The 15,332-nt window shown below is 33.3% G+C and carries 9 protein-coding genes; 8 read left to right on the top strand and 1 reads right to left on the bottom strand.

The features are described from left to right. The first annotated feature begins 155 nt into the window (after window positions 1-155). Window positions 156-1,640 carry a glycosyl hydrolase gene (locus tag AC1RRN_RS06980; protein WP_492966612.1) on the top strand — a complete coding sequence of 495 codons (1,485 nt, stop codon included), beginning with the start codon at window positions 156-158 and terminating at the stop codon, window positions 1,638-1,640. Between the two features lie 108 nt (window positions 1,641-1,748). On the opposite strand, the gene glmM is transcribed toward AC1RRN_RS06980, so the two are convergent. Continuing rightward, complete coding sequence (gene glmM / locus AC1RRN_RS06975) at window positions 1,749-3,137, bottom strand: phosphoglucosamine mutase (protein ID WP_492966611.1); 1,389 nt, start codon at window positions 3,135-3,137, stop codon at window positions 1,749-1,751. Window positions 3,138-3,404: 267 nt separating this feature from the next. Here glmM and AC1RRN_RS06970 point away from each other — a divergent pair, with 267 nt between their 5' ends. The 7 genes from AC1RRN_RS06970 to AC1RRN_RS06940 all read left to right on the top strand — a co-directional run bounded on the left by AC1RRN_RS06970 (window position 3,405) and on the right by AC1RRN_RS06940 (window position 15,235). Then, a complete protein-coding gene (locus tag AC1RRN_RS06970) occupies window positions 3,405-3,989 on the top strand; it encodes an acyl carrier protein phosphodiesterase (RefSeq protein ID WP_492966610.1) in 585 nt (194 codons plus the stop codon). Window positions 3,990-4,027: 38 nt separating this feature from the next. Beyond that, entirely contained in the window at window positions 4,028-5,704 is a 1,677-nt protein-coding gene (ggt, locus tag AC1RRN_RS06965) for a gamma-glutamyltransferase (RefSeq protein WP_492966609.1), read from the top strand. Between the two features lie 85 nt (window positions 5,705-5,789). Continuing rightward, entirely contained in the window at window positions 5,790-7,574 is a 1,785-nt protein-coding gene (locus AC1RRN_RS06960; protein ID WP_492966608.1) for a chloride channel protein, read from the top strand. 139 nt (window positions 7,575-7,713) lie between these two features. Beyond that, window positions 7,714-10,545 carry an excinuclease ABC subunit UvrA gene (gene uvrA / locus AC1RRN_RS06955; RefSeq protein WP_492966607.1) on the top strand — a complete coding sequence of 944 codons (2,832 nt, stop codon included), beginning with the start codon at window positions 7,714-7,716 and terminating at the stop codon, window positions 10,543-10,545. Between the two features lie 383 nt (window positions 10,546-10,928). After that, complete coding sequence (locus tag AC1RRN_RS06950) at window positions 10,929-11,288, top strand: cupin domain-containing protein (protein ID WP_492966606.1); 360 nt, start codon at window positions 10,929-10,931, stop codon at window positions 11,286-11,288. A 167-nt stretch (window positions 11,289-11,455) separates the two neighbouring features. Then, window positions 11,456-12,184, top strand: coding sequence for an LOG family protein (locus tag AC1RRN_RS06945; protein WP_074663622.1), 729 nt, complete (start codon window positions 11,456-11,458; stop codon window positions 12,182-12,184). Window positions 12,185-12,484: 300 nt separating this feature from the next. Beyond that, window positions 12,485-15,235 (top strand): gluzincin family metallopeptidase, encoded by a 2,751-nt coding sequence (locus tag AC1RRN_RS06940; RefSeq protein WP_492966632.1) that lies wholly within the window; start codon window positions 12,485-12,487, stop codon window positions 15,233-15,235. The last annotated feature ends 97 nt before the right edge of the window (window positions 15,236-15,332 follow it).

The raw sequence follows: 15,332 nt of genomic DNA, 5'->3' as shown, positions 1-15,332 counted from the left end.
TTTTGGACTTTTTTGTTCAAATCAATAATTAAAATGTCAAAATAATTCTGATGAGTTTTTGTAATATTTTTTTTGATAAGAAATACACAATTGGTTACAAAAACAACCATACATTTGAAATCGATAAAATTTACCCCAATCTAATTTATCTATTTATGACAAAAAACCTATTTCTTACATTTTTAGTGCTATTTTTTTCAATAGCTACTTTCGCTCAAAGCCCAAAACGTGGCATCGCTTACGGATATCATTCAATAGAGGATTTAACCGCGCTTAAACCTGGTGTATCCTGGTGGTATAATTGGAGTCCATCTCCAGAACCTGCTATTAATCCGACTTACGAGTCAATTGGTGTTGAATTTGTACCAATGGCCTGGGGAAAAGCTTCAGTTGATGATGTACAAAACTTCATCAATAAAATAAAACCCGGTGCAAAATATTTATTAGCTTTTAACGAACCTAATTTCAATGATGGTGCCCGATTAACACCCCAGGAAGCAGTAAATGCGTGGGCTAATATCGAAAAAATAGCAGCTGCAAAAAATCTGGAAATCGTAAGTGCAGCACCCGCCTATAATGGCCCTGTCAATTATGGTGGTTATACCAGCCCTGTGGCGTGGCATGATCAATTTTTTCTTTTATGTCCCAATTGTAAAGTTGATTATATTGCTTTTCATACTTATGACAGCTCTTCCGGTGCAGTGATTGGCGTTACAGGACTTCTCAAAAAATACAATCGCCCTGTTTGGGTTACTGAATTTGCTAACAGGGTAATTCAAACTGCTGCTGAAAAAACGGCTTTCATGAAAGAAATTATAACCAGTTTTGAAAATGATCCTGACATTTACAGGTATTCGTGGTTTAGTGGAAGAGTTGATCCAACCTGGACAGACATGCTTGAAGGACAATTATTTGCCCCAGAAAGCGGAGTCTTAAAGCCAATAGGAATAGAATATGTTAATACAACCTATACAACTAAAAAAATGAATGTTCCTGGTCGAATTACAGCCAACAAACATTACAGAAGAAAAGGTACAGGTCTACAAAACACAACAGATTCCGGAACTGGTCAAAATGTATGTTTTATTGAAGCCGGAGACTGGAATGAATTTATGCTAAATGTTACTAATGCCGGAACTTATAATTTAAACTTTAGAGTGGCATCCCCAACAATTCCTGGGAAATTTGATGTTTTAGTTAATGACGTTGTAGTAAAAACAGATGAAACTTTTCCAATTACAGGTGGCTACCAAACCTATGTAGACAAACTTGTAAGCGGAGTTGCATTACCAAAAGGAGAAGTTTATCTTAAAGTTAAATTCAAATCGAATGATATGAATTTTAACTTTATCGATGTTACTGTTGCAAACTTAGGCGTAAATGATCCAATTCTTGAAAAAGATTTCTTTACCGTTTATCCAAATCCAGTTAAAACACAATCAACGCTCCATATTAAATCGGATGTGACTGAACCTTTAAGTTTGAAAATTATTGATATGAAAGGAATTGTGTGCCACTCTTCAAATAATCATTTTACAAATGAAGATATTAAAATTGGAGATAAGCTTTCGACAGGCGTTTACATTGTTAATGCTAGTTATGGAGCAGTAAAAAAATCAATAAAAATCATCAAAAACTAATAACCAACTCACCTAAATAAAAAAAACTCTTTCAAATTAATGAAAGAGTTTTTTTTTGGAAACTGATTTAAAAATCTTAGCAACTTAGAATCTTAGAATTTTTTCTAACTAAATTCCGGCAATTGCTTTTATTTCATCTATAATTCGAAGTGCAAGAACATCTGCTTTTTCCTGTGAAGGAGCTTCAGTATAAATACGAATAATTGGCTCTGTATTTGATTTTCTTAAATGAACCCATTCTGTAGCGAAATCAATTTTTACACCATCAATTGTAGTAATATCTTCGTTTTTGTATTTTTCTGTCATGGCAACCAAAATCGCATCAACATCAATTTGTGGCGTTAATTCAATTTTATTTTTACTCATATAATATTCCGGATAAGAAGCACGTAATGCAGAAACTGACATTTTTTTGTTTGCCAAATGCGTTAAGAACAAAGCAACTCCAACCAAACTATCACGTCCGTAGTGAGATTCCGGATAAATAATTCCACCGTTACCTTCACCACCAATAATAGCATTATTTTTTTTCATCAATTCAACCACATTCACCTCACCTACAGCACTGGCTTCATAGTTGCCGTTATGTGCTTTAGTAACATCGCGCAATGCACGTGATGATGACATGTTTGAAACTGTATTTCCCGGAGTTTTACTTAAAACATAATCGGCGCAAGCCACTAATGTATATTCTTCTCCAAACATTTCTCCGTCTTCACTGATAAAAGCCAAGCGATCAACATCCGGATCTACTACAACTCCTAAATGTGCTTTTTCTTTAACTACCAATTCTGAAATATCAGTCAAATGTTCTTTTAAAGGTTCTGGATTATGAGGAAAATGTCCGTTTGGTTCGCAATATAATTTTACAACTTCAACGCCCATTAATTCTAATAATTTCGGAATAATGATTCCCCCAGAAGAATTCACTCCGTCAACAACAACTTTAAATTTAGCTGCTTTTACAGCTTCAACATCAACCAAAGGCAAGTTTAAAACCTCGTCGATGTGAATATCCATATAAGCATCATTTACTGTGATTTCTCCTAAATTATCTACATCAGAAAAATCGAAAGCTTCCGCCTCTGCAATTTCAAGAATTTTTGCACCTTCAGCTCCACTTAAAAATTCTCCTTTTTCATTCAATAATTTAAGAGCATTCCATTGCTTTGGATTATGAGAAGCCGTTAAAATAATTCCACCGTCTGCTTTTTCCAAAGGAACTGCAACTTCGACAGTTGGTGTAGTCGAAAGTCCAAGATCAATTACATTAATTCCTAAACCTATCAACGTATTTACAACCAGATTATGAATCATTGGTCCGGAAATTCTGGCATCACGACCAATAACAACCGTTAATTTTTCTTTTGAAGTATTATTTTTTAAAAAGGTTCCGTAAGCCGATGCAAATTTCACAGCGTCAACAGGAGTCAGGTTATCACCAACTTTTCCTCCTATAGTTCCGCGAATTCCGGATATTGATTTTATTAAAGTCATCTTTGTGAGTTATGGTTATTTTATTTACAAATATAGAAAAGTTACTAAGGTTCTGAGGTACTAAGATACTAAGATTTCCAAAAAAAAGTTGCTAACGGGCTAAGGTTGTAAGTTTCTAAGATTTATTACAAAAACGATTTGAAAAAGTTTTTATACATTTACAAGAGAGAACCTAGTTTCTTAAGGACTCAGTCTCGAAACTTCGAGATACCAGCTGTAAAAAACCTTAGCAACTTAGCATCTCAGAACTTTAGCAACTTAAAAAAAATGAACTTCCTAGCCCACATATATCTTTCTGGTGATAATGATTTGATCAAAATCGGCAATTTTATGGCGGATGGCATTCGTGGGAAACAGTTTGAACATTTTCCTGAAGATGTACAAAAGGGAATTATTCTTCATCGTTTTATAGACACTTATACCGATTCGCATGATATTTTCAGGCAAAGTACCAAGCGATTACATGAAAAATACCATCATTATGCCGGCGTGATTGTAGACATTATTTACGATCACTTTTTAGCAAAAAACTGGACAAAATATTCTGATGAAAAATTAGAAGATTTCATCAATCGGTTCTATAATTCACTTCATTTAAATTATGATGTTTTAACCGAAAAAACTCAAGGTTTAATGCCTTATATGATTGAAAGAAACTGGCTTTTAAGCTACAGGACAGTTGAAGGCATACATCAAATTTTAACTCAAATGGACCGAAGGTCGAAAAACGTATCCAAAATGCAATTTGCCAGTGAAGAACTAAAAGAATTTTATGCCGAATTTGAGCAGGAATTCACCGATTTCTTCCAGGAAATACAAGATCAGGCCAAACAAAAATTACTTTCTCTATAAAATCAAATTGATTCTATAAAAACCAATATTTTCTCGTTATGAAAAAAATCACATTTTTATGCTGTTTCATTTCTGCATTTAGTTTTGCACAACAAAATCCAACCGGATTGGTTACTTCAAAAGCCATGGTTGTTTCGGCAAGAGAAGAAGCTTCTAAAATAGGTGCAGATATTATGAAAAAAGGAGGAAATGCTTTTGATGCGATGGTTGGCACCGAATTAGCTCTGGCTGTTGCTTTTCCGTTTGCAGGAAATATTGGCGGAGGCGGATTTATGGTGTATCGAAAAGCAAATGGGGAAGTAGGTTCTTTAGATTATCGTGAAAAAGCACCTTTAGCCGCATCAAAAGATATGTTTTTAGATCAGGATGGAAATGTAATCAAAGGAAAAAGTACTGAAACAGCTTTAGCAATTGGCGTTCCCGGAACTGTTGCAGGCGTTTTTGCTGTTCATAAAAAATTTGGCTCTATGCCAATGTACGAAATTTTAAAACCTGTTATTGCTCTGGCTGAAAGAGGAGTTATTGTAACCAAAAAACAGGAAAAAAGTTTGAATGATTATCGTAATGCTATTGTAAAAGTTAATGGATCAACAACTTTATTAGCTACTAATTTTAAAGAAAATGATACTATTAAATATCCTGCTCTTGCCAACACTTTAAAACGAATTTCGAAGAACGGAAGAAATGAATTTTACAAAGGTGAAACTGCCAAAATTTTAGTCGATTATCTTCAGAAAAAAGGCGGCATTATTACTTTAGAGGATTTAGCCAAATATGACGCAAAGTGGAGAAAACCACTTCAGTTTACCTATAAAGATTTAAAGATTACTTCAATGTCTCCACCAAGCAGCGGCGGAATCTGTCTGGCTCAAATTCTAAAGATGGTTGCGCCTTATGATTTAGCAAAAATGGGACATAATTCAGCCGAAGCCATTCAGATAATTGTTGAAGCAGAAAGAAGGGCTTATGCGGACAGAAGTCAATTTCTTGGCGATCCAGATTTTGTAAAAATTCCAGTAAACGCACTACTTTCTGAAGATTATTTAAAAGATAGAATGTCTACTTTTAATGTTGATAAAGCCAGTTTATCCTCAGAAATAAAAGAAGGAAACGTAACTTATAATGAAAGTACTGAAACTACCCACTACTCTATTGTCGATAAATTTGGAAATGCGATTGCAGCGACAACAACTTTAAATGATGGCTACGGATCCAAATATTATTGTGACGAATTAGGTTTCTTTTTAAACAACGAAATGGATGATTTTAGCGCTAAACCAGGATCTCCAAATATGTTTGGATTAGTAGGAAACGAGGCGAATAGTATTGCACCGCAAAAACGTATGTTAAGTTCAATGACACCAACAATTGTTGAGAAAGACGGAAAACTTTTTATGGTTGTGGGAACTCCCGGAGGCTCAACGATTATTACCTCTGTTTTGCAAACTATATTAAATGTTTACGAATATAAATTGAGTATGCAGGAAGCTGTAAACGCACCAAGATTTCACCATCAATGGCTTCCGGATCTTATTACTTTTGAGCCCAGTACTTTTGATAATAACACTATCAATAAACTTAAAGCAAAAGGATATTTAATTAACGAAAATCCAACTCCTATAATCGGTAAAGTTGATGCAATTTTGGTACTTCCAAACAAAACCCTTGAAGCTGGTGCCGATTTTCGAGGCGATGACAAAGCAGTTGGTTTTTAAATTTTATAAAGATTTGTACTTAAATTTATACAAATTCGAATGTTAAGAGCTAAATTTGCAATATCCCTAACTTTTTACAAACAGAATGCTAAAAAAATATTTTAGAAAACTAGAAAGCATTATTGCTTTGGCGCAATCCTTAATGACACCAAAGCAGTTTATTTTTTTATCAAGTGTTTTAATTGGTATTTCATGCGCCTTCGCCGTTATCGTTTTAAAAACTTTTGCGCATAGCGTTTTTTCGTTTGCAACTTATATTAATGCTATTTTAAAATTAAGTTTCATCAACAGTATTTTGCCTATTATTGGTATTGTACTTACGGTTTTTGTTGTAAAAAGAATATTGAATGGAACAATCGAAAAAGGAACTTCTCAAATCTTATATGCTGTTGCAAAAAAAGCAAGTATTATTCCGAAGAAACAAATGTATGCTCAAATTGTAACCAGTTCGTTAACGGTTGGTTTAGGAGGTTCTGCCGGACTTGAAAGTCCAATCGTAGTTACTGGAGCTGCTTTTGGTTCTAACTTTGCCCAAAATTATAAATTACAATATAAAGACAGAACTTTACTCATTGGCTGTGGTGTGGCGGCAGGAATCGCTGCAGCTTTTAATGCGCCCATTGCCGGAGTTTTATTTGCTATTGAAGTTTTATTGGTCGATGTGAGTATTTCAGCTTTTACTCCTATTATGATTTCGGCAGCGACCGGAGCTTTGGTTTCTGCTATTGTTTTAGATGAAACTATTCTGTTGTCTTTTAAGAAACAGGAAGCTTTCAATTATCACAACATTCCTTTTTATGTAATTCTCGGAATATTAACTGGTTTTATTGCTGTGTATTACGCCAGAAATTTTCAAAGAGTAGAGCATTATTTTGCGAAATTGAAAATGGGTGCTTACAAAAAAGCATTAATTGGTTCTTCGTTATTAGCTTTACTTATTTTTGTTTTTCCTACGCTTTTTGGTGAGGGTTACGAAAGCATCAAGACACTATCTGAATCTGATCCGGGGAAAATTTTAGATAATACCTTATTTGGAGATTTTAGAAATAACCAATGGGTTTTACTTCTTTTTGTTGGTTGCACCATGATGGTAAAAGTTTTCGCTTCCGGATTAACTATCGGAAGTGGAGGAAATGGAGGAAACTTTGCTCCATCCCTATTTTTAGGATCTTATTTAGGTTTTTTCTTTTCAAAATTTATAAGCATGATTGGTTTAGCAAAATTACCAATTACTAATTTCACTATGGTTGGAATGGCAGGTATTTTGAGCGGATTATTTCATGCACCGTTAACCGCGATATTCTTAATTGCTGAAATAACTGGTGGTTACAGTTTAATGATTCCGCTAATGATTGTATCTTCCATAAGTTTTGCGATTTCAAAACGTTTTGAAAAATATTCACTAGATGTAAAAGGCCTGGCCAAAAAAGGTCACGCTTTTACAAGCAATAAAGATTCCAATATCTTATCAACTTTAGATATTGATACTATAATTCAATGCGATTATTTGACAGTCCATCCAGATGAAAACCTTACTAAATTAGTTGATCTTATTTCGCATTCTAATCAGGTTGTTTTTGCGGTTGTGACACATGAAAAAGAACTCGTTGGTGTGGTTCATTTTAATGATATCCGTGAAATTATTTTTAATACATATCGTGTAAAATATACTTTGATTAAAGATGTTATGAAAACGCCACCAGCCACTATTTCCTCTTTTGACAGCATGGAAATCGTGATGAGCAAGTTCGAAAAATCAAAATCAGCTTTTCTTCCTGTTTTACGAAATGACAAATATTATGGCTTCATTTCCAAATCTATAGCTCTTGAAGCTTATAGAATGAAACTTCGTTCAATGACGATAGAATAAAAAGTCTCAATTTCTATATTTTTCAAAAAGAAAAACATTCATAATGAAAGTTATTTTGTTACTAATTGTAACATAAAGTTTTGTGCTCTAGTATAAAAAGAATAAATCAAAGTGGTAACTTTGCGTTTTGCTCAAAATTATGTTAGAAAAAGACAATACTATTGAAGTTCTTGGTGCAAGAGTTCATAATCTAAAAAATATCGATATTTCAATTCCGCGTGAAAAACTGGTCGTAATTACTGGTTTATCAGGTTCGGGAAAATCATCTTTGGCTTTTGATACGATTTATGCCGAAGGACAACGTCGCTATGTAGAAACTTTTTCGGCTTATGCCAGACAGTTTCTTGGTGGCCTCGAACGTCCGGATGTGGATAAAATTGATGGACTTTCGCCAGTAATTGCTATCGAACAAAAAACGACCAGTAAAAGTCCACGTTCTACTGTTGGAACTATTACTGAAATATATGATTTCTTAAGACTTTTATACGCTCGTGGTGCTGACGCTTACAGTTACAATACAGGCGAGAAAATGGTTTCTTATTCTGATGAGCAAATTAAAGATTTGATTATTGAGGATTTTAATGGAAAACGAATCAATATTTTGGCTCCTGTAATTAAAGCCAGAAAAGGACATTACGCCGAATTATTCCAACAAATTACCAAACAAGGTTTCTTAAAAGTTCGTGTAAATGGCGAAGTTCAGGATTTGGTTTCAGGAATGAAACTGGATCGCTACAAAACCCACGATATCGAAATTGTAGTCGACCGAATGTTGATTGAAGATACTGAAGATAATCAAAAACGATTATCAGAAAGTATTAATACCGCTATGCATCACGGTGAAAATGTATTAATGATTTTAGATCAGGACACCAATGAAGTACGTTATTTTAGTAGAAATTTAATGTGTCCTTCAACAGGAATTTCATATCAAAATCCGGAACCAAATTTATTTTCGTTTAACTCTCCAAAAGGTGCTTGTCCGCATTGTAACGGATTGGGTACGGTTCACGAAATCAATATTAAAAAAATTATTCCGAATCCAAAATTATCAATTAAAAGTGGTGGTTTTGCTCCACTTGGCGAATATAAATCGTCATGGATTTTCAAGCAATTAGAAGTTATTGGAGAAAAATTCGGATTTAAAATAACAGATCCTATTGAGAAAATTCCGGAAGAAGCAATGAACATGATTCTTCATGGCGGAAAAGATAAATTTACAGTAAACTCAAAAGATTTAGGTGTTACGCGCGATTATAAAATTGATTTTGAAGGAATTTCGCATTTCATCAAAAATCAATATGACGAAAGCGCTTCAACTACTATAAAACGTTGGGCAAAAGATTTTATGGACGAAGTAAATTGTCCGGTTTGTGAAGGTTCACGTTTGAAAAAAGAAGCGCAGTTTTTTAGAGTGAATGGAAAAAATATCACCGAATTGTGTGATATGGATATTTCAGATTTAACAGCGTGGTTTCAGGATTTAAATAGTCATTTATCAGACAAACAACTTTTGATTGCTTCTGAAGTCGTTAAAGAAATCAAAGATCGTTTGAACTTTTTGATGAATGTTGGTTTAAATTATTTGGCTTTAAGCCGAAGTTCAAAATCACTTTCAGGTGGTGAAGCACAACGTATTCGTTTGGCAACCCAAATTGGCTCACAATTAGTTGGTGTATTATATATTTTGGATGAGCCAAGTATTGGTTTACACCAAAGAGATAATGAAAAACTGATTCATTCCTTAGAACAATTACGCGATATAGGAAACTCGGTTATTGTAGTAGAACACGATAAAGACATGATCGAACGCGCTGATTATGTCATTGATATTGGTCCGAAAGCCGGAAAATATGGTGGCGAAATTATCAGCATTGGAACACCAGCAGAAACTTTAAAATCAAACACGATTACCGCTCAATATCTGAATGGTAAAATGAAATTAGAGATTCCAAAAGAACGTCGTAAAGGGAATGGAAAGTTTTTAAAACTAAGTGGAGCAACAGGAAATAACCTTAAAAATGTTTCTATCGAATTGCCTTTAGGACAATTAATTTGTGTGACGGGAGTTTCAGGAAGTGGAAAATCAACTTTAATTAACGAGACACTCTACCCTATTTTAAATGCCTATTATTTTAATGGCGTAAAAAAACCGCAACCGTATAAAAAAATTGAAGGCCTGGAACATATTGATAAAGTAATTGATATTGACCAAAGTCCGATTGGAAGAACACCACGTTCTAATCCAGCTACTTATACCGAAGTTTTCACCGAAATTAGAAACCTGTTTACGATGACTTCTGAAAGTATGATTCGTGGTTATAAAGCCGGACGTTTTAGTTTTAATGTAAAAGGCGGGCGTTGCGAAACTTGTGAAGGTTCTGGAGTTAGAACAATCGAAATGAACTTTCTACCAGACGTTTATGTAGAATGCGAAACCTGTCAGGGAAAACGTTTTAACAGAGAAACATTGGAAATTCGATACAAAGGAAAATCAATTTCGGATGTTTTGAATATGACGGTTGATGAAGCAGTTCCATTTTTTGAAAACATTCCGAAGATTTACAGGAAAGTAAAAACCATTCAGGATGTTGGTTTAGGATATATCACACTTGGACAGCAAAGTACAACACTTTCGGGCGGTGAAGCGCAGCGTATTAAGCTTGCTGGGGAATTGTCTAAAAAAGATACCGGAAATACATTCTATATTTTGGACGAACCAACCACAGGATTACATTTCGAAGACATTCGCGTTTTAATGGATGTAATCAATAAACTGGTTGATAAAGGAAATACAATCTTAGTGATCGAACATAATATGGACGTTATAAAACTTGCCGATTATATTATCGATATTGGTCCTGAAGGTGGAAAAGGTGGTGGACAATTAATCGCTAAAGGAACTCCTGAAGAAGTAGCTAAAAATAAAAAAAGCTACACGGCTAAGTTTTTGAAAAAAGAACTGGAATAACCCAATTTTCAATATGGGATGGATTAAAATCCATCCCTACAAAATAAATAGAACCTACGTTTTTTTTGACATAAACTCTTTATCAAGCTCCAGAGAGAACGAAATATTTGTAACGACGTCCCCAGGCTTCCAGATTAATCCGTTGATAACGCCTATAATTTAGTTCTGTGGGAAAGTCATACTTTAATAGATTTTGTAAATGTTGAAAAATTTCATTTTCCATAATCAATTGAAAATGAATTCTAAACTAAAACCTACCTATCCACAAATGTTACATTTAAATTAATAAATAGACATTCTTGTGACAATTCTGAAAAAAAGACTTAATTTAGCTAGCCGTTTTTGAAAAAATTTTTCATTCCGGTAAGACTAATATAAAATCTATGAATCTAAAGGAAAAATTCAGTAACGTAGACCAATATTTTTCACCCAAAATAATTGATGAAGTAAATGATCAATATATTAAAGTGGCTAAAATAAAAGGTCAGGAAATACCGTGGCATAATCACGAAAATGAAGACGAATTATTTTATATTGTTGATGGTGAACTTTTAATGGAAATTGAAAATGAACCCTCATTCACTATGAAAAAAGGTGAATTATTTGTTGTAAAAAAAGGAATAAATCACAGGGTTTCATCTGTTGAGGAGTGTTTAATAATGCTTATTGAATCCAAAACCACAGAACATACCGGAAAAGTTAAAAGTCCTATTACTAAATCAATTGAAGAACAAACCTATTAATAAAGGATTCTTCTATTGAAAACAAGTCCCCTAGCCCTGATGGGAACGGCATCCTTTTGTGTCCGCCGCGGCGGATATAAAAGATATAGTGGACAGCAGAACACGAGCGATAGCGACTGACGAAGTAAATAGCTCCTTAAAAAAATATAAATTATAATATACCAAAAATGAGATTAGAAGATTTTGATAATGATGAGGATAAAGTAATTCAGGATCGTTTGAAACAAAAAACGTGGAACGAAATTAGAACCAATGACAGCTGGGCGATTTTTAAAATCATGTCCGAGTTTGTAAACGGTTACGAAAGTATGGGACGTATTGGTCCGTGTGTTTCAATTTTTGGATCGGCGAGAACAAAACCAGACGATAAATACTATTTGTTAGCCGAAAAAATTGCTTATAAAATTAGTAAAGCGGGTTACGGTGTGATTACAGGCGGTGGTCCCGGAATTATGGAAGCGGGAAACAAAGGTGCACATTTAGGCGGTGGAACATCTGTTGGTTTGAATATTGAATTGCCTTTTGAGCAGCATTTTAACCCTTATATCGATCACGATAAAAACCTAAATTTTGATTATTTCTTTGTTAGAAAAGTAATGTTCGTAAAATATTCTCAGGGATTTGTAGTAATGCCAGGAGGTTTTGGAACTTTGGACGAAATGTTTGAAGCGATTACTTTGATCCAAACCAAGAAGATTGGAAAATTCCCAATTATATTAGTTGGAGTTGAATTCTGGTCAGGATTAATTGAATGGGTTAAAACGGTTTTGGTTGAAAAAATGCATACTGTAAGCCCTGACGATTTAAACTTATTTAAAGTAGTTGATACTGAAGATGAAGTAGTTGACGTTCTGGATAAATTCTACAAAAAATACGATTTAAGTCCAAATTTCTAGTGTTTTTTGTCTCAATAAATGATATTAAATAATCTGTTTTGTATCATTTTTTAAGCAAACCTTAATTGAACTTATATAACTTATATGGTTAAATTTCCTTAACTTTTATAAAAATTGAAAGCTGTTTTTTTAAACAGCTTTTTTTATGCTATTTTTACAAAAAACCAAAACAACTTTAAGCTCGTAACTTAAGTATATCCCTTAATTTCTAAGCCATCCTTGAAATCATTTTATAAATTTATATTCTTCATTTTAGTTTTATTCAGTTCAATAAAACAATATGCACAACATCAGTCTAAGATGGATGTGGCGGTTAATCTTGAACTTAAAACACTGAATGTAAGACAGGATATTACGTTTTACAATACTTCAAATGATTCTTTGACTTCAATTGTTTTGAATGATTGGAATAATGCTTTTTCGGATAAAAATACGCCTTTGGCCAAACGTTTTTCAGATGAATTTTACAGAGGCTTTCATGTTGCCAAACCAGAAGAAAGAGGAAATACGACGATTTTAAATTTGACTGATTCTGCGAATTTAGCTCTGGAATGGGAAAGAACGGATAAAAATCCGGATTTTATTGTTGTAAAACTAAACCGAAAATTATATCCGGGTGAAAAAATAGATTTGCATCTGACTTATATTTCTAAAATTCCGAGTGCTAAATTTACCCATTACGGCTTTGATCAAAATGGCGGAATGAACCTAAAAAACTGGTTTATAACTCCCGCCCGATTTGAAAGCCATCATTTTGTAAAAAACAATAATTTTAATCTTGACGATATTGCAAATGCGACTATAGATTATCAAGTTGAAATAAAGATTCCAAATAATTATACGATTACGACCGATTTGAATTCGGTGTCAAAAGAGAATTCCAATTCTTCTTACAGCACCTATTCTTTTTCAGGGAACAACAGAACTGATTTTAATTTATTTATAGAAAAACAAAACAGTTTTAGAAGTTATAGTAATGGCGACTTAGAAGTTCTTTCGGATTTAAAAACAAAGAAACTTAATGAGATTCAGAGAGCTATTATTATCAATAGAGTTGCCAATTTTGCCAATGATTTTATTGGAAAATATCCTCATGAACGAATCACTATTTCTCAGGCTGATTATGATCGAAATCCTTTTTATGGATTAAATCAATTGCCGTCATTTATTAGTCCGTTTTCGGATGAATTTATATTTGAGATTACTTTCTTAAAAACTTATCTAAACAATTATCTGAAGAATAGTTTACGCTTAGATCCACGAAGAGACAATTGGGTTTATGACGGAATTCAGATCTACGCCATGATGAAATACATGGAAGAAAACCATTTAGACCAGAAAATGCTGGGCAGGCTTTCTGACATGAAACTCTTTAAAAGTTATAATATTACCAATCTGACTTTCAACGAGCAATACAGTTATTATTATATGCTGATGGCTCGTAAGAATCTGGATCAACCGCTTGGAGACCCGAAAAATACTTTGATTAAATTCAACGAGCAAATTGCCAGTAAATATCGCGCAGGTTTAAGTTTGAGTTATTTAGATGATTATCTGAATCATGATATTGTTCCTGAAAGTGTTAAGGAATTTTATAATCTGAATAAAACCAAACAGACCAATCGATATAATTTTGAAGATATATTAACTAAAAACAGTCCCAAAAAAATCAATTGGTTTTTTGAAACTATTATTGATTCTCGTGAAATTATCGATTATAAATTTACAAATGTTTCGAGAACCAAGGACAGTGTTCAGTTTTCTATAAAGAACAAAACCGGCGTATTTGCTCCAATTCCGATTTACGGACTCAAAAAAAATGAAGTTGTTTTTAAAACTTGGATTGAACCCAAAAACAATGATTATGTTTATCATTTTGATCGAAAAGATGCAGATAAAATTGTTATCAATTATGACAATGAAGTTCCGGAATATAACCAGAGAAACAACTGGAAATCATTGAAAAGTCTTGTAGTAACGAATCGCCCGATTAAATTTAATTTTGCTAAAGATCTGGAAGATCCTTACTACAATCAAATATTATATATTCCGACATTAAGTTATAATTTATACGATGGACTAACTCCGGGAATCCGTCTTCATAATAAAACGATTTTAGACAAGCCGTTTACTTTTGATATCAATCCGGCTTACTCTATTAATGCAGGAACAATTTCTGGTTCTTCGGCTTTTTCATGGAGCGAATACTATCGTGAAAGTACACTTTATAATGTACGGTATTCGATCAGTCAGAATTATTACCATTATGCGCCAGATGCTACTTACTTGAGATTAAACCCTATGGTGCAATTTAGAATTCGGGAGAAAAATTTCAGGGACAACAGAAAGCAACTTTTTTTAGTTCGTGAAGTAATTGTAAATCGTGAAGCGAGTGATTATATCACTGATAATTCACCTCCAAATTATTCTATTTTCAACGCGCGTTATTCAAATACAAAAACCGAATTAATCAATCATTTTAATTTTATGACTGATGTTCAGTTTTCTGGAGATTTTGGAAAATTGGCTGGAGAAATTGAATACAGAAGATTATTTGAAAACAATCGTAAACTAAATTTGAGATTATATGCCGGAAGTTTCCTTTATAATACTACAAATTCAGATTATTTCAGTTTTGGCTTAGACCGTCCTACAGACTATATGTTTGATTATAATTTTTACGGGAGATCAGAAAGCACAGGATTTTTCAGTCAGCAATTTGTGATGGCAGAAGGTGGTTTTAAATCGAAAATCGAACCTTCTTTCGCCAATCAATGGATGACAACTCTAAATGCAAGCTATTCTGTATGGAACTGGATTGAGCTTTATGGAGACATTGGTTTTATGAAAAGTAAACATCAAAGTGCTGATTTTGTTTACGACAGTGGTGTTCGTTTAAATTTAGTTCCGGATTACTTTGAACTCTTCTTTCCTGTTTATTCTAATAATGGCTGGGAAATTACCCAAACAAAATATAACGAAAAAATAAGATTTGTGATAACATTATCGCCTAAAACATTAGTCAATCTTTTTACCCGAAAATGGCTTTAATCAAATAAATTTTAATCAAAAAGATACATATTTATTATTAAATTATGGTTTTTATTAAAAATTACATAAATAAAATACGTAGTTTTTTGATTTTAAA

The sequence above is a fragment of the Flavobacterium sp. GW821-FHT11G01 genome (assembly GCF_058808175.1).
The sequence above is the reverse complement of the archived record's forward strand: the minus strand, read 5'-3'. Positions and strand labels throughout refer to the sequence as shown.

Coding starts and splice junctions, on each gene's coding strand:
- ggt (WP_492966609.1), top strand. CDS start 4,028: ATGAAAAAAATCACATTTTTATGCTGTTTCATTTCTGCATTTAGTTTT.
- glmM (WP_492966611.1), bottom strand. CDS start 3,137: ATGACTTTAATAAAATCAATATCCGGAATTCGCGGAACTATAGGAGGA.
- AC1RRN_RS06980 (WP_492966612.1), top strand. CDS start 156: ATGACAAAAAACCTATTTCTTACATTTTTAGTGCTATTTTTTTCAATA.
- AC1RRN_RS06970 (WP_492966610.1), top strand. CDS start 3,405: ATGAACTTCCTAGCCCACATATATCTTTCTGGTGATAATGATTTGATC.
- AC1RRN_RS06940 (WP_492966632.1), top strand. CDS start 12,485: ATGGATGTGGCGGTTAATCTTGAACTTAAAACACTGAATGTAAGACAG.
- AC1RRN_RS06950 (WP_492966606.1), top strand. CDS start 10,929: ATGAATCTAAAGGAAAAATTCAGTAACGTAGACCAATATTTTTCACCC.
- AC1RRN_RS06960 (WP_492966608.1), top strand. CDS start 5,790: ATGCTAAAAAAATATTTTAGAAAACTAGAAAGCATTATTGCTTTGGCG.
- AC1RRN_RS06945 (WP_074663622.1), top strand. CDS start 11,456: ATGAGATTAGAAGATTTTGATAATGATGAGGATAAAGTAATTCAGGAT.
- uvrA (WP_492966607.1), top strand. CDS start 7,714: ATGTTAGAAAAAGACAATACTATTGAAGTTCTTGGTGCAAGAGTTCAT.